Origin of the sequence: Phenylobacterium sp. (assembly GCF_046590535.1) — a bacterium.
In the GTDB taxonomy this organism is placed as follows: Bacteria; Pseudomonadota; Alphaproteobacteria; order Caulobacterales; family Caulobacteraceae; genus Phenylobacterium.
This window is the reverse complement of record NZ_JBKJTG010000052.1, coordinates 1-18,397: the sequence shown is the minus strand read 5'-3', so window position 1 is coordinate 18,397 and position 18,397 is coordinate 1. Positions and strand designations below refer to the sequence as shown.

Sequence of the window (18,397 nt, the reverse complement as noted above, 5' to 3'; positions counted from 1 at the left end):
TTGCGCGCTTGCGCCTGAAGACCCGCCCGTCCGCCGGCCTCGAGCCCGGCGGCCGTTCTCGTCGCCCGCACCTCGGAACCTGTCCATGTCCGCCCCCTCCAGCACGCCGGTCCCGGCGCTGACCCTGATCCCTGAAAACCCGCAGGACGCCGCCACCATCGAGGCGCTGCTGCACCGCGCCTTTGGACCGGGGCGTTTCACCAAGGTCTCCGAACGGGTCCGCGAGATCGCTGACTTCGCCCCGGAGCTGTCGTTCTGCGCCTGGCAGGACGGACGCCTGGCGGGGACCGTGCGCCAGTGGCGGGTGGCGGTCGGCGATCAGCCGCTGATCTTCCTGGGGCCGCTGGCGGTGGACCACGACCAGCGCAGCGCCGGCGTCGGAGGGCTGCTGGTGGCCCGCGCCTGCGAGGCGGCAGAGGCGGCGGGCGAGGCCGGCGTCCTGCTGGTGGGCGACGAACCCTATTTCGCGCGCATGGGGTTTTCCGCGGCGCCGGCGGCCCAGGTGGTGCTGCCCAGGCCTGTGGATCAGCGCCGCGTGCTGCTGCGCGCCTTTCGGCCGCTGGCGCTCTTTGGGGATGTCGGGCCCCGGCGCGCTTGAGGCGAACGGCGCCGCCGCCTACCTTGTGAGCATGGGCGAGCGAAATTCGGGACTGGAGGGTGTGATCCAAGCGGCCAAGGCCCAGGCCCCGGGCCGCGGGCTGCCGCCGGTGCACCTGTGGAACCCGCCCAACTGCGGCGTCATCGACATCGTCATCAAGAAGGATGGCCTGTGGTTCCACGAGGGCACGCCCATTGGCCGCGAGGCCCTGGTGCGGCTGTTCTCGACGGTGCTGCGCAAGGACCCGGACGGCTACTGCCTGGTGACGCCTGTGGAGAAGCTTACTATCACCGTGGAGGACGCCCCCTTCATCGCCATCCGGGTCGACCGGGTGGGCGAGGCGCTGAAGTTCCTGACCAATGTGGGTGACGAGGTCGAGGCCGGGACGGACAACGCCATCCGCGTGGAGATGGGCGAGGACGGCGAGCCGCGGCCCTATGTGCATGTCCGCCGGGGCCTGGAGGCGCTGATCGCCCGGCCGGTGTTCTACGAGCTGGTGGAGATGGCCCAGGAGCGCGAGACGCCGCAGGGACCGACCCTGGGGGTGGCCTCCAACGGCGCCTGGTTCCCAGTTGGGCCGGCCGGAGCGCACCGGCTGTGAACGCGCTCTCCGCGCCGGCCGACCTGCGCACCTGGATCGGCGAACACCTGGACCCGCTGGAGGACCGTCCTGCGGTGGATGGCTTCACCCGCCGCTCCGACTTCGACCTGAGCCCCGGTCCCTGGCCCGACGCGGCTACTGCGCTCACGCCCGCCTCGGTGCTGATCGCCCTGGTGGAGCGCGAGGCGGGGCTTTCGGTGATCCTCACCCGGCGGTCCGACACCCTGCGCCGCCACACCGGCCAGATCGCCCTGCCCGGTGGCCGGCGCGACCCGGGCGAGACCCCCTGGCGCACGGCGGTGCGCGAAGCCCATGAAGAGATCGGCCTGCACCCGGACTATGTGTCGCTGGTAGGCCTATCGACCCCCTACCAGACCGGCACCGGCTACCTGATCACCCCAGTGGTGGGCTTTGTGCTGCCGGGCTTCAAGCTCACCGCCAATCCGGACGAGGTGGCCGATATCTTCGAGACCCCGTTCGGCTTCCTGATGGACCCCAGCAACCATGAGGAGCACGAGCGCGAACTGCCCACCGGCGAGATGCGCCGCTTCTACGCGATGACCCATGCCGACCGGGTGATCTGGGGCGCTACGGCGGGCATCCTTCGGGCGCTCTACGACCGGCTCTATGGGGCCGCTCTTGCTTGAGATCATCGCCCTTCGCGCCCTGCTGGTGGCCGCGCCCTTCGCCTTCTGGTTTGCTTGGCGCGCCTGGGCCCGCCGCTCGGGACGGGAGATGGGCGCGACGCCCTGGCCGTGGCTGTTCGCCATCGGTGCGGCGCTGGTGGGGATTTCATTGCTGGCGACGGCTCTGTTCCATAGGGACAACCGCGGCGAGGTCTATGTGCCCGGCGAGGTCACCGCCGATGGCCGGGTGACCCAAGGCCGCTTCGAGAAACAGGATCCGGCGACAAAATGAGCGAGACCCTGGGCCGGCCCCCCTGGATGACGTCGCCGCAGACCACCGCCGTGCTGGACGCCCTGGAGGCGGCCGGCGGGCCGGACTGCGCCCGCTTCGTGGGCGGCTGCGTTCGCAACACCCTGATCAGTGCGGCCGTCGACGACCTGGACATCGCCACCACCCTGACGCCGGTCCAGGTCACCGAGGCCCTCACCGCCGCCGGGCTGCGCGTCGTGCCCTCCGGGTTCGAGCACGGCACGGTGACGGCGATCTCGCAGGGCCGGCCCTATGAGATCACCACCCTGCGCCGGGACGTGGTCACCGACGGGCGGCGCGCCGTGGTGGCTTTCACCGACGACTGGGCGCAGGACGCCCGGCGGCGCGATTTCACGCTCAACGCCCTCTACGCTCAGCGGGACGGGACCGTGTTCGACCCTACGGGCCATGGCGTGGCGGACGCCCGGGCCGGGCGCATCGTCTTCGTGGGCGAGCCGGAACAGCGCCTCCGCGAGGACTACCTGCGCATCCTGCGCTTCTTTCGGTTCATGGCCTGGTACGGCAAGGGCGCCCCCGACCCCGCCGGCCTGGCGGCCTGTGCGGCGCTGAAGGATCAGGTGAAAACCCTAGCCGCCGAGCGGATATCAAAGGAGCTCCTGAAGCTCCTGGCCGCCGACGACCCGCGCCCGGCCGTGCGGCTGATGGCCGAGAGCGGCGTCCTGGCCGTGGTCCTGCCTGGGGCGACCAACCTGGCGCGCTTCGAGGTGCTGGTGGAGATCGAGAGCGAGCAGCTCTTCGAGACCGATCCGGCGCTGCGGCTGGCGGCGTTGCTACCCGACGACCAACTGGCGGCCGGCAAGCTCGCTGCGGTCCTGCGCCTCTCCAATGCCGACCGCGACCGGATCGTGGCCGCCCTGGCGCCGACGCCTGCCCTGAAGAGCTGGATGAGCCCCCGGGAAATCCGCCGGGCGGTCTACCACGCCGGCCTGCCGGCCTTCCGAGACCGGGCCAAGCTCGGCTGGGCGGCGGCTGAGCGCAGCGCCGTGACCCCCCAGTGGCGCGGCATGATCGCGCTGGCTGAAGGCTGGACGGCGCCGGCCTTCCCGATCACGGGAGAGGACGTGGTCAAGGCTGGCGTCCCCAGAGGCCCGATGGTCGGCCAGGTGCTGCGCGAGCTGGAGGACTGGTGGGTCGACCACGACTTCATCGACGATCCCATGTCGGCGGTGGAGAAACTGAAGTCGGTGGCCCAGGGCATGGCGTTTTGAAGCTGGGCATCCTGAAGACCGGGCAGCCGCCGGAGAGCGCGCGCCCACGGTTCGGCGACTACCCGGCCATGTTCCGGCGCCTGCTGGGTGAGGACGCCTACGACTATTCCACCTTCGCGGTGGACGAGGGCCAGTGGCCGGCGGCGCCGGACGCCTGCGACGCCTGGCTGATCACCGGCGCCTCCTGCGGGGTCTATGACCCGCTGCCCTGGATCGGCGCGTTGAAAGGCTTCCTGAACGAGGCCCGGGGCCGCGCGGCGCTGGTGGGCGTCTGTTTCGGCCATCAGGTCATGGCCGAGGCGTTCGGCGGCAAGGTGATCCAGTCGCCCAAGGGCTGGGGGGTGGGCGAACACGACTACCGCATCCTCAGCCGCGAGCCGTGGATGGATGGCGACGACACCCTTCGCCTGCCCGCCTCGCACCAGGACCAGGTGGTGGAGCTGCCGCCCGGGGCCGAGGTGATCGCCGCCAACGCCTTCACGCCCATGGGCGCCCTGGCCTGGCGCGACCAGCCGGCGATCTCGATCCAGCTCCACCCGGAGTTTGAGCCCGCCTACGCCACGGCCTTGATCGAGGCCCGGCGCGGAACCCGCTACACGCCTGACCAGGCCGACCAGGCCATCGCCAGCTACGGCGGCCCCGACGACCGCGCCCGGGTCGGCGGCTGGATCCGAAATTTCCTCGCCGCCGCAACGCTATAGCGCCCAACCGGTTTGATCAGCATGAAGACCGTCAAAATCCTGATCGTCGCCGCCAGCGCCGCCGCCGCCCTGGTGGTCGGCCTGAGCGCCCAGGGCGCCGACCATCGCGATCCGCGCGGGGGGCCAGGTCAGGTCGTCAGGGCCAACTGACCATCGGCGGCATGGACGACAGGATCGACTCGATGTTGCCGCCGGTCTTCAGGCCGAACATGGTGCCGCGGTCGTAGAGCAGGTTGAACTCCACATAGCGGCCCCGGCGGACCAGCTGTTCCTGGCGGTCGGCCTCGGTCCAGGGCTCGTCCATGCGGTGGCGGATGATCTTCGGATAGACCTCCAGGAAAGCCTCCCCCACGTCGCGGGTGAAGGCGAAATCCCGCTCCCAGTCGCCCGAGTTGTGGTGGTCGTAGAAGATGCCGCCCACCCCGCGAGGCTCATTGCGGTGCGGCAGGAAGAAATATTCGTCGCAGCGGGCCTTGTAGGCCGGATACCAGGCCGGGTCGTGCTTGTCGCAGGCGCCTCGCAGGGCGGCGTGGAACAGCCGGGCGTCGTCGGCTTCCTGGCTGCGCTGGGAGTCCAGCAACGGCGTCAGGTCGGCGCCGCCGCCGAACCAGCCCTGGGTGGTGGCCAGGTAGCGGGTGTTCATGTGCACGGCGGGCACGCGGGGGTTCACCAGGTGGGCGATCAGGCTGATGCCGGTGGCGGTGAAGCGCGGATCCGTGTCGGCGCCCGGCATGGTGGCCGCCATCTCCGGGGTGAAGGTCCCGTGCACCAGGCTGATGTGCACGCCGACCTTCTCGAAGAACCGGCCACCGCGCATGAACCCCATCACGCCGCCGCCGCCGGCGGCGCGGACCCACGGCTTCAGCTCGAACCGGCCGGGCTCGCCGGGATAGAGCTCGGCAGGCGCCTCGTCTTCCAGGCGTTCGAACTCGGCGGTGATGCGGTCGCGAAGGCTGTCGAACCAGGCCCGGGCGCGCAGGCTCTTGTCGTCAAGGGTCGGGGCTTCGGTCATGATGGTTGCGGCTTAGGAAATGAATCCGTCTGGCGCAACGCCTCGCCGAGCGCGATGGCGGCCGAGACGGTCAGGTTGAGCGACCGTGCGCCGGGCGCCAGCGGGATTACCAGCCGGGCGTCGGCGGCGGCATGCACCTCGTCCGGGGCGCCGGCGCTTTCGCGGCCGAACAGCAGGATGTCGTCGGGCCGGAACTGGAAGCTGTGCAGGGAGGCGGCGCCCCTGGTGGTGAACAGGATAATCCGCGCCGCGCCCTGCCGCGCCGCCAGGAACTGCGCCCAGCCGGCGTGGCGCTGCAGGTCCGCCATTGCGCCGTAATCCATGGCTGCACGGCGCACGCCCTTGTCGGAAAGTGGGAAGCCGCAGGGCTCGATCACGTCCACGGGGACCCCCAGACAGGCGCCCAGGCGCAAGGCCGCGCCGAGGTTTTGCGGAATGTCCGGTTGAAAAAGCGCCAAACGCATTCTAAGCGATCCGCCACGGGATGGACCGGGGCATAGGGCACGAATCACGGAAGCGCCACGCGAGGCTTCGCAAGCGCTACTGGTGAACGTGCCCTGCCTGCGCTCCCTTCCCGGAAAGCGGCCCTTTACCAGGCGTCTGGACGGGTCCAAAGGCTGGCGGCTCCCGAGCTATTTGGGGGCGCCGTATCGAAGGGTAGCTTTAAGGTGGCCGACACCGTGGTGGGCGCAACTCCCGATCCGCACGCTCCGGGCGACGACCCGAGCCGTCGAGACTTCATCCATATCGCCGCGACCGCGGCGGCCGTGGGCGCGGTGGGCGCCTTCGCGTGGCCGTTCATCGACCAGATGAACCCATCAGGCGACACCCTGGCGCTGGCCTCTCTGGAGTTCGACCTGAGCAAGGTCGAGCCCGGCCAGCAGGTGGTGGTCAAGTGGCGCGGCAAGCCCCTGTTCGTGCGCAACCGCACCCCGGCCGAGATCATCGCGGCGGTGAAGGACGACAACGCCTCGCTGCGGGACCCGCAGACCGATGAGGCCCGGCACAAGCCCGGCAAGGCGCAGTGGCTGGTGCTGGTCGGCGTCTGCACCCACCTGGGCTGCGTACCCACCTTCGGCGGGGGCGACTACGGCGGCTGGTTCTGCCCCTGCCACGGCTCGCATTACGACAAGTCCGGCCGCATCCGTAAGGGCCCGGCGCCCAAGAATCTCGAGGTGCCGGAATACGCCTTCCTTTCCGACTCCAAGGTCAAGATCGGCTGAAATCGATGAGCGGACACTCCAACTATGAGCCGAAGACCGGCTTTGAACGCTGGATGGACATGCGCCTGCCGATCATCCGGCTGGCCTACGACAGCGTCATCGACTTCCCGACCCCGAAGAACCTCAACTACTGGTATACCTTCGGCGGCATCCTGGCCCTGATGCTGGGCATCCAGCTGGTCACCGGCATCGTGCTGGCCATGCACTACGTCCCGCACGTGGACTACGCCTTCAATTCGGTCGAGCGGATCATGCGCGACGTCAACTACGGCTGGCTGATCCGCTACACGCACGCCAACGGCGCCTCGATGTTCTTCGTGGCGGTCTATGTGCACATGCTGCGCAACCTCTACTACGGCTCCTACAAGGCGCCGCGCGAGGTGCTGTGGATACTGGGCTGCGTGATCTACCTGCTGATGATGGCCACCGCCTTCCTGGGCTACGTCCTTCCCTGGGGCCAGATGAGCTTCCACGGGACGGTGGTGATCACCAACCTGTTCGGGGCGCTGCCGCTGGTGGGCGAGGCCATCACCACCTGGCTGTGGGGCGGGTTCGCGGTCGACAACCCGACGCTCAACCGCTTCTTCTCGCTCCACTACCTGCTGCCGTTCGTGATCGCCGGCGTGGTGGTGCTGCACATCTGGGCGCTGCACGTGCCCGGCAACAGCAACCCCACCGGCGTGAATGTGAAGTCCAAGGCCGACACCGTGCCCTTCCATCCGTACTACACGGTGAAGGACGGCTTCGCGATTTCGGTGTTCCTGCTGCTGTTCGCCAGCTTCGTATTCTACAGCCCCAACGTCCTGGGCCACGCCGACAACTATATTCCCGCAAACCCCCTCGTGACCCCCGCACACATCGTGCCCGAATGGTACTTCCTGCCGTTCTACGCGATCCTGCGGGCCGTGCCGGACAAGCTGGGCGGGGTGCTGATGATGTTCGGCGCCATCGCGGTGCTGTTCGTCCTGCCCTGGATGGATACGTCCAAGGTGCGCTCCATGCGCTACCGCCCGACGGCCCGGCTCTACTTCTTCATCTTCGTGCTGGCGGCCCTGGTGCTGGGCTACTGCGGCGGCAAGCTGCCGGACGACCCGGTGATCCCTGGCATGGTCAGCTTCCAGCTGCTCGACGCCCAGCTGAACAGCTTCGTCTGGCTGTCGCGGATCGCCACCCTCTACTACTTCGCCTACTTCCTGATCGTGCTGCCGGTGCTCGGCCTGACCGAGACGCCGCTGCCGCAGCCGGAGTCGATCTCCGCGCCGGTCCTATCGCATCCCGCCACCACGCCCGCGGGCGCTGTGGCGTCGCCTGAACAGAGGGGTTGAGCCCAGATGCTGCGCAAAGGTTTGGCGCTCGCGGCGCTCGGGCTGGCCTTCCTCGCCGGGCCGGCGCTGGCCGCCGCCGGTCCGGAAGAGCCGAAGCACGTGACCTTCAGCTTCGAGGGTCCGCTCGGCAAATTCGACGCCGCCCAACTCCAGCGGGGCTACAAGGTCTATCGCGAGGTCTGCGCCAGCTGCCACGCCATGAGCCTGGTGTCGTTCCGCAACCTTGGCCAGAAGGGCGGGCCGTTCTTCGACACGAAATATCCGAACGCCAACGACAACCCCTATGTGAAGGCGCTGGCCGCCGACCTGCAGGTCAACGACATCGACAGCGAGACCGGTGACGTGGTCCAGCGTCCGGCCACCTCCGCCGACCGGTTCCCCTCGCCATTCCCCAACGACGCGGCGGCGCGGGCCTCCAACGGCGGCGCCCTGCCGCCGGACATGTCGGTGCTGGTCAAGGCCCGTCACCACGGCTCGCAGTACGTCTATTCGATCCTTACCGGCTACGTGAAGCCGCCGGCCGGCCTGACAGTGCCGGCGGGCTCTTACTTCAACCCCTACATGCCGGGCGACCTGGCCGCCTACTGGACCGGCAGGGGCCACGCGCCGAGGGGTGGCTTCATCGCCATGGCGCCGCCGCTGGTCGCCGGGCAGGTCAGCTTCGACGACGGCACGCCGTCCACCGTCTCCAATATGTCCAAGGACGTGGCCGCCTTCCTGACCTGGGCCTCGGAGCCCAAGATGCAGGAGCGCAAGGAGTTTGGCCTGGGCGCCATGCTCTACCTGCTGATCTTCTCGGTGCTCTTGTGGTTCAGCTACAGGCGCGTGTGGCGCAACGTCGGCCACTAGAGCATCTTGCGAAAAGTGTGACACGGTTTTCGGACGAAAGATGCTCTAAGCTTTTGATTTAGAGCCTTTTTATCCCGTCCAAATGGGTCCATTTGAACGGGAAAGGCCCTAGTGTCCCGATTGCGAAGTTCGCTCTGAGCTCGATCCGAGCAATAGGGCGAACTGCAAATCCAGCACACCAGGCCGCGAACGGCCCGGTATCGGACAAGGCCCCGGCGCTCCCGGGGCCTTCTTCGTGGCCCGCCTCAGGCCGGCTTCTGCACCCAGAACTGATAGAGGGAAATGAAGGTGTCCGGGTGTTCGGCCTCGAACGCGCCCCAGGCGGCCAGGTCGGTGGCGGTGGGGTCCTGCGGCTGCTCGCGCAGATAGTCCTCCAGCACGCCTCGGCCCAGGACAAACCCCAGAAAGGTCAACCCGGCGGCCGCGGTCAGGTCGTGCAGATCCTGGGTGTCCATCCGGTGCTCCTGCACGTGGAACAGCAGGTCGCGGCACGTGCTCATGCCGTAGAAGTCGGCAAACGGGAGGATGTCTCGGACGCCATCGCCGGGCGGTGCGTCGATCACCTGGCGGCGAAAGGCGCGGATGTCGTCGGGCGTCGCCCGCAGGCCTTTGTCCTCAATCCAACGCCGGGCGGGCGCCAGGTTGCGGCGGCCGATCTCGCTGTAGAGGCCCAGGCTCATCACGCCCCCCGGCCGCAGGAGTCCGGCGAGCACCCGCAGGCCCTCGCCAGGATCGGCCAGGTGATGCAGCACGCCGACGCAGGCGATCACGTCGAAGGTGCGGCCCAGGGCGGCCAGCTCCAGGAGGTCGGCCTGACCGTAGGTGAGATTCTCGACACCGAACTCACGGGTCTTGCGCGCGGCGTATCCAAGGCTGGCCAGGCTGAGGTCAACGGCCAGCACCCGGGCGTCGGTGAATTGCCGCGCGATGCTGACGGAATGCTGCCCGGTGCCACAGCCCGCCACCAGGATGTCGGGCGAGGCGCTTCCCGGCGCCGGTTGCAGCGGGGCGCGTGGGAGCAGGCGGCGCAGTTGAGCATCGACCGGCATCGGCTGCGACCCTCTCGGTGGGGCGACCCATCGCGGATAGGGGTTGGCCTCGTACTGGTCGCGGACCTTCAGGGAAATGGCGTCGTGAATCGGCGTCAGCCGGTGGATGGCGTCGCGCTCAATGCGCTCGGCCATGGGCTCGCGCACCTGGATCCGGAGCACCTCCTCCACAGCACTCGACCATGGGGTCTCGAGCAGGCGACTGGCCCCGGGCAGGGCGTTCAGAGGCAGGTAGGCGGCGACCGCCAGGACTTTGGCGGCAGGCGGCTGCTCGCCGCGCGCAAGGGCGTCCGCTACCTGATCCGCCAGGGCCTGCGCCGTCCGGCTCTCCCCAGGGGTCTGGCTGAAGACATATTCGTTGAGGAAGCACTGGCGGGCGAGGCTGGCGAGGAAATCGAGCCCGTCTGCCCGCTCCGGCGCCGTTCCTTCGTGCACGGCGGCCTGCAGCGCGTGCCGCAGGGTCGTCAGGAAGAGCTCCAGGAACGGGTCGGTGATCGGGCTGCGGATCAGCACCTCGGTCAGCAGAGTGTCGCTGAAGGCGGCCTGCAGGTCCTCCGGCGTCAAGGCTTCGCCCATCGCCGTGCGCCGGACACCCGCCTCGATCAGGGGATCCAGACGGAGCAGAAAGCCGGCGGCCCGGGCGAGCGGGATCGGAGCGCCCCAGTTCTCCGCCAGGGCGCGGGTCAACAAGGCGTGGACCTTGGGATCGGCCTGAGCGAGGGGTCCCCGAACGCTCTCGGCGAACAGCTTGCGGCCATCGGGGGTGTCGGCCACCTCCAGCGAGCGGATCGCCACCTCGAGCCCGCCTACCTTCTCGCCCAGGTCGAGGAGCACGGTGGCCAGCAGGTTGAGCTGCCGGGCGTCGCCGAGCTGTAGGGTGACCTGCCGGGCGCGCTCCAGCACGACCTTGGCCTCGGCGATCTCGCCGTCCTCTCGGTGCAGGGTGGCCAGTTCCATGAGATAGGCCGGGTCGCCCGGATCGCGGGCCGCCGCCTCGCCGAGCGCGGCCTTGGCGGCGTCCCGGTCGCCGGCCTGGTTGCGCAGGGAGGCGAGCAGCCGCCAGCTCCGCGCCAGATGCGGATTGAGCAGCACGCTGGTTTTTGCATCCGCCAGAGCGCCGGCCGCGTCGCCGCTGCGCAGCCGGATCAGCGCCCGGATGGTGTGCGCCTCGGCGAAGCCTGGCCGGGTCTCCAGCGCGCGCGCCACCAGCGACGCGGCCTCGGCCAACTTGCCGAGATTGGCCAGGGCGGCGGCCAGAACCACCTGGCTCTCCGCGTCGTCCGGCGATGCGCCCAGCGCCGCGCGGGCCGCCACCAGGGCCTCCTCGGACTGGTTCTCCCGCAGGCGCAGGCGCGCCAGGGCGCGCTGCACCAGGGCGGACGCCGGGTCCAGCGCCAGGGCGGCCTCCACCGCCGCCACGGCGGCGTCCTGCGCGCCGGTCAGCAGCGACAGCTCGGCCAGCAGCGCGTGGGCCTCGGCGATCCGCGGATGCTCGGCAGTCCAGGCCTCGACAGCGGCGCGGGCCTCCGCGTGCTGACCGGCCTCACGCAGGGTGACCACGCGGGCGCGCAGGTCGTTCCAGGCGTCGGCGGGCGGTGGGGTCAGGTCGGTTTGGTTCACACGGGGCTCCCGGAAAGCCGGCCTCTCTACCGCAATCCTTGGCGAGCGCCCACTGCGGCTAGCGGCGGCGTGCGGGCCCGACCCGCAGCCGCCCGGCGGGGAAGTCGAAGCGCAGCGGCGCCAGGCCAAAGGCGCCGGGGCCCAGGAGGCCGAGCGGGCCAGCCTCGTCCGCCTTGAGCAGGCCGGCAGCGGTCCGCAGCAGGTCGTCGCCCGGCACCGACAGCACTTCGAGGCGGGGTTCGAGGTTGCCCCAGAGGTAGAGCTCCTCCGGCTTCAGCGCGCCCGCCACGCTGGCCAGACCCTCGTCCAGCCGCACAGCCCGGTCGGCGCCGGTGCCGACGGCGAAGTCACCCTCCAGGGCCCGCGTCCCGTCCGATACCTGCGCCCGCACACTGGGCTTCCCGGAGATCCAGGTGATCGCCAGGTCGGTGGCCACGCGAAAGGCGGGGGCGTCGGCGGGCCGGGAGAGCCTCACCCGGCAGGGCTGGAAGCTCACATCCACGACGAAGTCCTTGAGCACGTCGGCGCCGATCACGCCTGCGATCGGCGTTTCGAAGGCCCAGGTGCGCAGATCCAGGTCGGCGATGGCGACGGAGTTTCGGGGCAGGGTCACGCCGGCCAGCCGGACCTCGGCCTCGATAGGCCCCTCCGCGAAGCCTTCGCCCTGGGCGCGGGTCTCGTGGATCTGGGTCTGCGGCGTGGCGGTGTCGAGGATGAAGTCGCCCGGGATGCCGGCCACCTGGGCCGGGACCACCACCACGCCCAGTTCCAGCCGGCAGGCGGCCTCGCCGGCGGCGGCCACAGGGGCGGCGGCGCTGATCAGGACGGCGAGGGCGAGGGTTCTGAGGGTCACGGTCAAGCTGAGCATAGTCCCGCCCCGGCCGCGGCCAAGGCGCCTTACGTACGCCCCACAGGCCGCTAGATTGGGCGGATGGTCCACACCCCCGCCTGGCGGAACTTCAAGCGTATGGAGGACATCACGGTGGCCGCCGCGACGCTGATCTATGCCGGCGCGGTGGTCCACGCCTTCCAGCGGCTGCCGGGGGGCGCGCAGCTGGTCGCCGAGCGCACCCTGCTGTGGCCGGGCCTGTTCCTGCTCCTGTCGCTGGCCCTGCCGTTGACCGTGAGGGCCTTGCGCCGGCAGCTGGCCCGCTATGTCTGGATGAGCTTTGAGGCCGGCTTCGGCCAGACGGCCGGTTCGGTGATCATCGGCGTGGGCCTGCTCTGCGGTGCGGCCCTGTTCATCTACTGGCAGATCGCCGCTGTGGCGGGCGGCGGACGCTATCCGGCCGGCGTGTTCTCCGGCTATGCGGCGGGGATTGGCATCCTGGCCGCGCAGGCGGTCCTGGTGCGCGGCCTGGAGAAGGTCCCCGAGGTCCGCAAGCGCATCGAGCTGCCCTAGACCTCCGCCCGGCCCGCGCCGTTGCGGGCGAACAGGGCCAGGGTGCGCAGGCGCGAGAGCCGGGCGCTGTCGGCGTGATATCCGTTGGGCGCCACGAAGGCATGGCCGGCCTCATAGAGGTAGACCGGCAGGTCGGGGTGGCGATCGCGGATGGCTTCGATGTCGGCGGGCGGGATCAGCGGGTCGGTCTTGCCCAGGTGCAGGATGATCGGGACCCCGGGCGCATCCTCCAGGTACTGGACGATCTGGCCGCCGTAGAAGCTGGCCACGGCGGAGAGGCCGCTACAGCGGGCCGCGGCCAGCCAGGCGACCGTGCCGCCGAAGCAGAACCCCAGGGCGAAGACCGGCGGCGCCAGGGCGTCGATGGCCGCCTGCACCACGTCCAGCACCTCGGCGCCCCAGGCGGTCTCTTTGGCATAGCCGTTCTGGCGGGCCATCAGGGCGGGGTCAGTGTCGCGCTCAGTGAACCCCGGCTGCAGCCGGCCGAACAGGCTGGGGACCAGGGTCTCATAGCCGGCCTCGGCGTAGCTTTCGGCCAGGGCGCGCAGATGCGGCGTGACCCCCCAGATGGCGTGGCAGACCACCAGGCCGCCCCGGCGGGCGTCGGCGACCGGCGCGCGATAGGCCTCGAATTCGAAGCCGTCGCGGGCGCTGCCCAGCCGGACGGTCTCGCCCATCAGGCGGCGTCAAACAGCGCCAGGGTGCGGGCTCGCGCCAGGCCGGCGGCCTCGGGGTTGTAGCGCTCCGGGCTCTCGTTGTTGAAGCCGTGGCCGGCGCCTTCATAGATGTAGACCTGCACTTCGCGGTGATGCTCGGCGATGGCGGCGACGACGGCGTCGGCCGGGATGCCGGCGTCGGTGCGGCCCAGGTGGATGATCACCGGGCAGCGAGGCTCCAGCGCCGCATTGGCCTGCACCAGGCTGCCGTAATAGCTGGAGGCGGCGGCCAGGCCCTCGACCTTGCCGGCCGACAGCCAGGCCAGCGAACCGCCATAGCAGTAGCCGACCACGCAGACCTTGCCGCCGCGCTCGGCCAGGACATCGCGGCATGCGGAGATATCGGCCAGCGCCTGGTCCAGCGGGGTGGCGCGGGCATGGGCGACGCCGGCCTGCAGGCCCTCGGGATCATGCTCGGCGGTGAACCCCGGCTCGCGGCGGTCGTAGAGCGACGGGGCGACCGCCTCGTAGCCCATCGCCGCCCAGCGCTCCACGTCGGCCTTCACATGGCGGTCGATGCCGAAGATCTCCTGGATCACCACCACCCCGCCCTTGCGGGCTCCGGTTGGCGCCGCGTGGCAGGCGGCGAACGCGAAGCCGTCCGCGCCCGTGATGGTGATCATATCCGGCATCTGGTCGGGTCCTTCAGACGTTGAAGCGGAAGTTCATCACGTCTCCGTCCTGGACGACATACTCCTTGCCCTCCTGGCGGAATTTTCCGGCCTCCTTGGCGCCCGCCTCGCCCTTCAGCCGCACATAGTCGGCATAGGCGATGGTCTCGGCGCGGATGAAGCCCTTTTCGAAGTCGGTGTGGATGACGCCGGCCGCCTGGGGGGCGGTGTCGCCCTTGTGGATGGTCCAGGCCCGCGCCTCCTTGGGGCCCACCGTGAAGTAGGTCTGCAGGCCCAGCAGGTGATAGGCCTCGCGGATCAGCTTGTTCAGACCGGGTTCGGTGAGGTCCAGGGTCTCCAGGAACTCGCCCCGCTCGGCTTCGTCCAGCATGGCGATCTCGCTCTCGATCTGGGCGGAAATCACTACCGAATCGGCCCCGTCGCGGGTGGCGCGCTCGGCGACCAGCCGGGACATCTCATTGCCGGCTGCGGCGGAGGCCTCATCCACATTGGCCACATAGAGCGTAGGCTTGGAGGTCAGGAGTTGCAGCATGCGCCAGGCCTTGTCGTCCTCAGGGGCGACCTTGGCCTTGCGGGCCGGGCGACCGGCGTTCAGCTCGGTAAGCGCCACCTGCACCAGGCGCAGGGTCTGGGCGGACTCCTTGTCCCCGGTCTTGGCGCGCTTCTCCAGGTTGGAGACCCGCTTCTCCAGGCTCTCCAGGTCGGCCAGCATCAGCTCGGTCTCGATGGTCTCCAGGTCGGCCAGGGGATCGACCTTGCCCTCAACGTGGGTGACGTCGTCGTCAATGAAGCAGCGGGTGACGAAGGCCACCGCGTCGGTGTCGCGGATATTGGCCAGGAACTGGTTGCCCAGGCCCTCGCCCTGCGATGCGCCGCGCACCAGGCCCGCCACGTCCACGAAGTTGATCCGGGCGGGAATGATTTCCTTGGAGGGGATGATCGCGGCCAATGCGTCCAGACGCGGCTCCGGCACCGCCACGTCGCCCACGTTGGGCTCGATGGTGCAGAACGGATAGTTCGCCGCCTGGGCGGCGGCCGTCTGGGTGAGGGCGTTGAACAGTGTCGACTTGCCGACATTGGGCAGTCCGACGATGGCGACTTTCAGGGCCATGGGGTCCTTCGGGGTTGAGACGCTAGTCCTTGCCGCGGGCAAGTTGCTTGGGGTCGGCTTTCTCGGCGGGGGCCAGACGCATGACCTCGGCCTGGTATCTCTCATCCTCGCCGGCGGCCAGCAGCGGCGCCGCGTCGGCGCAGGCGCGGACCAGGGCCTCGACCCAGGGCTGCTCAGCCTTGTGGAAGTCCGAGAGCACGTGGCCCTGGACCAGATCCTTGTCCCCCGGATGGCCGGTGCCCAGCCGAGCGCGCCGGAAATCGGGTCCCACCTGGGCGGTGATCGAGCGCACCCCGTTGTTGCCCGCCGCCCCGCCGCCGGTCTTCATCCGGAAGCGGCCGGGCGCCAGGTCGATCTCGTCGTAGAAGACCACCAGGCTGGAAGGTTCAATCTTGAAGAACTTCAGCGCCTCGCCCACGGCGCGGCCGCTCTCGTTGTAGAAGGTCTGCGGCTTGAGGATCAGGGCGCGGACCGGGCCCTCGGGCGTATCGATGCCGCCCTCGTAAGCCAAGCCCTTGAATCGCGACCGTTCCGGGCCGAATCCCCAGCGGCGCGCGATCTCGTCGACAGCCAGGAAGCCGATGTTGTGGCGATTCCTGGCATAGGCTTGGCCGGGATTCCCCAACCCCGCGATGAGCAGCATGAGCGCGCTCCGATCGAGACCGGAGCGGCGGGCCTACGCCTCGCCGCCCTCTTCGCTGGCGGCGTCGGCCGCGGCCTCGGCTTCGTCGGCCGCGACAGCTTCCTCGCTGGCGGCGGCGTCGGCGGCGTCGTCCTCGTCAGCCTGGGCCGAGACGCCGGTGACGGTGGCGATCACGGTGTCGAGGTCGATGGCGGCTTCCACATTGGCTGGCAGCTTCAGGTCGGAGACCCGGATGGCGCTACCGATGTCGAGACCGGTCAGGTCAACCACCAGGTCTTCGGGGATCTGGTCGGCGGCGCAGGAGAGCAGCACGTCGTGCAGGGCGACGTTGAGCGCGCCACCGCGCTTCAGGCCGGGCGCCTCGTCGTGGTTGATGAAGTGCACGGGCACGGCGATCTTGATCTGCTGGTGCACGTCGACCCGGTAGAGATCGAAGTGCCACGGCTCGTCGCTCACCGGGTGCATCTGCACGTCCTTGGCGATGACCGGCTGGCTCTCCTTGCCGTACTTCAGGGTCACCAGGTGGCCCAGGAGCTTACCGGTGAACAAAGCCTTGCGGAACTCGTTGGCCTTCACGGCGATGGCCACGGGGTCCTTGTCGCCGCCGTAGAGCACACCGGGGACCATGCCCGCGCGGCGGGCGTCGCGCGCGCCACCGGTGCCGGTCCGCTCGCGCACTTCAACGTTCAATACGATCTCGGCCATGGCCATGCCTCAAAACGAAGCCGCCGCGCGAAGGCCGCGCGGCGACGCAAATCCGCGACCCATGAGCCGTTCCGCGGAACGGCTCCAAGGGCCTGTACGACTCTGGACGCACCTAGACAAGGCGTGTCCGGGGGGTCGAAAGGTGCGCGTAGATACACAATAGGCCCGGCGCGCGCAACCGCGCCGGACGTAAAGCTTAGCGCGTCATCGGCTTCGTCGGCGTGGCGGAGACGGGGACCGCGGCGCTGGTGGTGGCCAGGGCCAGGGGCTGGGTCGCTACGTCGATGGGCTCCGGCACGCCGGTGCTCTTCAGGACACACTTGCCGGCGTCCATCAGGGCGTGGACGCCCAGGCAGAAGACGTCCTCGTAGTGCGGCTTCGACACGGCCAGGCACTGGTAGAGGTTGAGCTTGGACATCTTCAGGCAAAGGGCCGCATTGGGCTCGGCCAGGATCGGCATGACCTGCTCGAGGCTGGCGTCGTCGGCGTAACCCAGCGCCGCCAGAGCGGCCACCGCCATGGAGCGGATCACCAGGGGGGTATAGGGCGGGCTGACCGTCTGCGGCGCCAGGATGCCCAGGGGCGCGGCGCCCACCACCGCCTGGCTGAGGCGGGTGGTCTCGGCGACGTCGCCGTTGACCGGGGTGACGGAAAGCTGCTTGGCGAGCTGCAGGCGCGCATCGCGGCCGGCCACGTCGGCCTTCGACCAGGAGGCGCGCTGCACGTCGTAGGCGGCTTGTTTCACCCGCTTGCCCTGGCTGAGCAGCTTGTGGCCGTCGTCGCCAAGAGCCTGGATGACCAGACCCGCGGCGCCGGCGGAGCCGGCGATGCCGACCACATAGGCCGGGTCCTTCATGATCTCATAGGCGATGGTGCGGCGCTGGGTCGGGTCGGTGGCGTAGGTGCGCACGCTGGCCACGAAACCGGGATCCTGCAGGGCCACCACCGCGCCATAGGCGATGGCGCCGCGCAGCAGTTGCTGGGGCTCGAAGGCGGCGCCGACGCGCACGCCCTGGGCCACCTGGCCGCCGTCCATGAAGCCGGGCTGGATGGCGGAGGCGTTGTTGACGTAGTGGCGGTAGGCGGCTGCCTGCTCGATAACCCGCGGCGACAGGCTCACGGACGGGATCGGCGGCGGCGCGACGGGCGGCGGCGGCGGGGCCTCTGCGCAACTGGTGAGCGCGGCAACCAGGGCGGCCGCGGCGAGCAGGCGGCGGACCGGAAAGACGAACGGCATCAGCTAGGTTTCCCCTGGGTCGAACGCTTCGACGTTAGCAGCAGCCCCCCGGTACGTTATGCCCTCGCATGGTAAACTCTTCCTGAGCAAGCGTGACCGGTCGCCGCGCGCAGGTCCCGTCGAACCCTAGTCGAACAGTTTCGACACCGACTCCTCATTGGCGATACGGCGGATCGCCTCGCCGATCAGGGCCGCGCAACTCACCCGCCGGATCTTGGTGGTGGTCACGGTGAGCGGTTCCGGCGCCTCGATGGAATCGGTGATCACCAGCTCCTTGAGCACCGAGTTCTTCACCCGCTCGGTGGCCGCGCCCGAGAGCACGCCATGGGTGACATAGGCCGAGACCTCGGTGGCCCCGGCGTCCACCAGGGACTGGGCGGCGTTGCACAGGGTGCCCGCCGAATCGACGATGTCGTCGAACAGGATCAGCCGGCGGCCGGAGACGTCGCCGATGATGTTAGCCACCTCGCTCTTGCCCGGGCCGGCGCGGCGCTTGTCGACGATGGCGAGGTCGGCGTTCAGCCGGCTGGCCACGGCCAGGGCGCGGACCACGCCGCCCACGTCGGGGGAGACGATCAGCATCTCGCTGGTCTTCTGGTAGTGGGCCTTGATGTCGTTGGCCATCAGCGGCGCGGACTGCAGGTTGTCCGTGGGAATGTCGAAGAAACCCTGGATCTGGCCGGAGTGCAGATCCATGGTCAGCACCCGGTCGGCGCCGGCGCGGGTGATCAGGTTGGCCACCAGCTTGGCCGAGATCGGCGTGCGGCCGCCGGTCTTGCGGTCCTGCCGGGCGTAGCCGAAGTAGGGC

Annotated in this window: 22 protein-coding genes; 11 read left to right on the top strand and 11 right to left on the bottom strand. The window is 69.6% G+C overall.

Going from position 1 to position 18,397, the window contains the following annotated elements:
- Positions 1-85: 85 nt before the first annotated feature.
- The 7 genes from ACLL81_RS03060 to ACLL81_RS03030 are packed head-to-tail and all read left to right on the top strand — an operon-like array spanning position 86 to position 4,215.
- Positions 86-598 (top strand): GNAT family N-acetyltransferase, encoded by a 513-nt coding sequence (locus tag ACLL81_RS03060; protein ID WP_411286874.1) that lies wholly within the window; start codon positions 86-88, stop codon positions 596-598.
- A 31-nt stretch (positions 599-629) separates the two neighbouring features.
- Entirely contained in the window at positions 630-1,199 is a 570-nt protein-coding gene (locus tag ACLL81_RS03055) for a DUF1285 domain-containing protein (protein ID WP_411286887.1), read from the top strand.
- Positions 1,196-1,846 carry an NUDIX hydrolase gene (locus ACLL81_RS03050; RefSeq protein ID WP_411286873.1) on the top strand — a complete coding sequence of 217 codons (651 nt, stop codon included), beginning with the start codon at positions 1,196-1,198 and terminating at the stop codon, positions 1,844-1,846. Before ACLL81_RS03055 ends, ACLL81_RS03050 begins: the two co-directional genes overlap by 4 nt.
- Positions 1,839-2,117, top strand: coding sequence for a hypothetical protein (locus ACLL81_RS03045; RefSeq protein WP_411286872.1), 279 nt, complete (start codon positions 1,839-1,841; stop codon positions 2,115-2,117). The genes ACLL81_RS03050 and ACLL81_RS03045 overlap by 8 nt, the downstream gene beginning before the upstream one ends.
- Positions 2,114-3,364, top strand: a complete 1,251-nt coding sequence (locus tag ACLL81_RS03040; RefSeq protein ID WP_411286871.1) for a CCA tRNA nucleotidyltransferase — start codon at positions 2,114-2,116, stop codon at positions 3,362-3,364. The genes ACLL81_RS03045 and ACLL81_RS03040 overlap by 4 nt, the downstream gene beginning before the upstream one ends.
- Positions 3,361-4,065 carry a type 1 glutamine amidotransferase gene (locus ACLL81_RS03035; protein ID WP_411286870.1) on the top strand — a complete coding sequence of 235 codons (705 nt, stop codon included), beginning with the start codon at positions 3,361-3,363 and terminating at the stop codon, positions 4,063-4,065. The genes ACLL81_RS03040 and ACLL81_RS03035 overlap by 4 nt, the downstream gene beginning before the upstream one ends.
- Positions 4,066-4,086: 21 nt before the next feature.
- Positions 4,087-4,215, top strand: coding sequence for a hypothetical protein (locus ACLL81_RS03030; protein WP_411286869.1), 129 nt, complete (start codon positions 4,087-4,089; stop codon positions 4,213-4,215).
- Here ACLL81_RS03030 and hemF read toward each other — a convergent pair.
- Together hemF and ACLL81_RS03020 are read right to left on the bottom strand one after the other, a co-directional pair.
- Positions 4,202-5,077 (bottom strand): oxygen-dependent coproporphyrinogen oxidase, encoded by an 876-nt coding sequence (gene hemF, locus ACLL81_RS03025; protein ID WP_411286868.1) that lies wholly within the window; start codon positions 5,075-5,077, stop codon positions 4,202-4,204. The genes ACLL81_RS03030 and hemF overlap by 14 nt on opposite strands.
- Positions 5,074-5,541 carry a tRNA (cytidine(34)-2'-O)-methyltransferase gene (locus ACLL81_RS03020; RefSeq protein WP_411286867.1) on the bottom strand — a complete coding sequence of 156 codons (468 nt, stop codon included), beginning with the start codon at positions 5,539-5,541 and terminating at the stop codon, positions 5,074-5,076. The genes hemF and ACLL81_RS03020 overlap by 4 nt, the downstream gene beginning before the upstream one ends.
- A 204-nt stretch (positions 5,542-5,745) precedes the next feature.
- Here ACLL81_RS03020 and petA point away from each other — a divergent pair, with 204 nt between their 5' ends.
- The 3 genes from petA to ACLL81_RS03005 are packed head-to-tail and all read left to right on the top strand — an operon-like array spanning position 5,746 to position 8,474.
- The gene (gene petA, locus ACLL81_RS03015) at positions 5,746-6,300 is read left to right on the top strand and encodes a ubiquinol-cytochrome c reductase iron-sulfur subunit (RefSeq protein WP_411286866.1); all 555 of its coding nucleotides are present in this window, start codon (positions 5,746-5,748) and stop codon (positions 6,298-6,300) included.
- 5 nt (positions 6,301-6,305) lie between these two features.
- Positions 6,306-7,625 carry a cytochrome b gene (locus tag ACLL81_RS03010; RefSeq protein WP_411286865.1) on the top strand — a complete coding sequence of 440 codons (1,320 nt, stop codon included), beginning with the start codon at positions 6,306-6,308 and terminating at the stop codon, positions 7,623-7,625.
- A 6-nt stretch (positions 7,626-7,631) separates the two neighbouring features.
- Positions 7,632-8,474: a cytochrome c1 gene (locus ACLL81_RS03005; RefSeq protein WP_411286864.1), complete on the top strand. Its 843-nt coding sequence runs from the start codon at positions 7,632-7,634 to the stop codon at positions 8,472-8,474.
- Positions 8,475-8,719: 245 nt separating this feature from the next.
- Here the strand turns inward: ACLL81_RS03005 and ACLL81_RS03000 are convergent, their stop codons facing one another.
- Positions 8,720-11,143 carry a methyltransferase gene (locus ACLL81_RS03000; protein ID WP_411286863.1) on the bottom strand — a complete coding sequence of 808 codons (2,424 nt, stop codon included), beginning with the start codon at positions 11,141-11,143 and terminating at the stop codon, positions 8,720-8,722.
- Positions 11,144-11,201: 58 nt separating this feature from the next.
- Positions 11,202-12,011 (bottom strand): hypothetical protein, encoded by an 810-nt coding sequence (locus ACLL81_RS02995; protein WP_411286862.1) that lies wholly within the window; start codon positions 12,009-12,011, stop codon positions 11,202-11,204.
- A 63-nt stretch (positions 12,012-12,074) separates the two neighbouring features.
- Between ACLL81_RS02995 and ACLL81_RS02990 the strand changes: the two genes are divergently transcribed.
- Positions 12,075-12,545, top strand: a complete 471-nt coding sequence (locus tag ACLL81_RS02990; RefSeq protein ID WP_411286861.1) for a hypothetical protein — start codon at positions 12,075-12,077, stop codon at positions 12,543-12,545.
- On the opposite strand, the gene ACLL81_RS02985 is transcribed toward ACLL81_RS02990, so the two are convergent.
- From ACLL81_RS02985 to ACLL81_RS02955, 7 genes are all read right to left on the bottom strand, one after another.
- The gene (locus tag ACLL81_RS02985) at positions 12,542-13,222 is read right to left on the bottom strand and encodes a dienelactone hydrolase family protein (protein WP_411286860.1); all 681 of its coding nucleotides are present in this window, start codon (positions 13,220-13,222) and stop codon (positions 12,542-12,544) included. The genes ACLL81_RS02990 and ACLL81_RS02985 overlap by 4 nt on opposite strands.
- Entirely contained in the window at positions 13,222-13,893 is a 672-nt protein-coding gene (locus ACLL81_RS02980; protein WP_411286859.1) for a dienelactone hydrolase family protein, read from the bottom strand. The genes ACLL81_RS02985 and ACLL81_RS02980 overlap by 1 nt, the downstream gene beginning before the upstream one ends.
- Positions 13,894-13,906: 13 nt before the next feature.
- Positions 13,907-15,004 carry a redox-regulated ATPase YchF gene (ychF, locus tag ACLL81_RS02975; RefSeq protein ID WP_411286858.1) on the bottom strand — a complete coding sequence of 366 codons (1,098 nt, stop codon included), beginning with the start codon at positions 15,002-15,004 and terminating at the stop codon, positions 13,907-13,909.
- Between the two features lie 22 nt (positions 15,005-15,026).
- Positions 15,027-15,647: an aminoacyl-tRNA hydrolase gene (pth, locus tag ACLL81_RS02970; RefSeq protein ID WP_411286857.1), complete on the bottom strand. Its 621-nt coding sequence runs from the start codon at positions 15,645-15,647 to the stop codon at positions 15,027-15,029.
- A 33-nt stretch (positions 15,648-15,680) separates the two neighbouring features.
- Positions 15,681-16,352, bottom strand: coding sequence for a 50S ribosomal protein L25/general stress protein Ctc (locus tag ACLL81_RS02965; RefSeq protein ID WP_411286856.1), 672 nt, complete (start codon positions 16,350-16,352; stop codon positions 15,681-15,683).
- Between the two features lie 196 nt (positions 16,353-16,548).
- The gene (locus ACLL81_RS02960) at positions 16,549-17,589 is read right to left on the bottom strand and encodes a hypothetical protein (protein ID WP_411286855.1); all 1,041 of its coding nucleotides are present in this window, start codon (positions 17,587-17,589) and stop codon (positions 16,549-16,551) included.
- Between the two features lie 126 nt (positions 17,590-17,715).
- The coding region (locus ACLL81_RS02955; protein WP_411286854.1) for a ribose-phosphate diphosphokinase at positions 17,716-18,397 on the bottom strand (682 nt) is incomplete at its 5' end.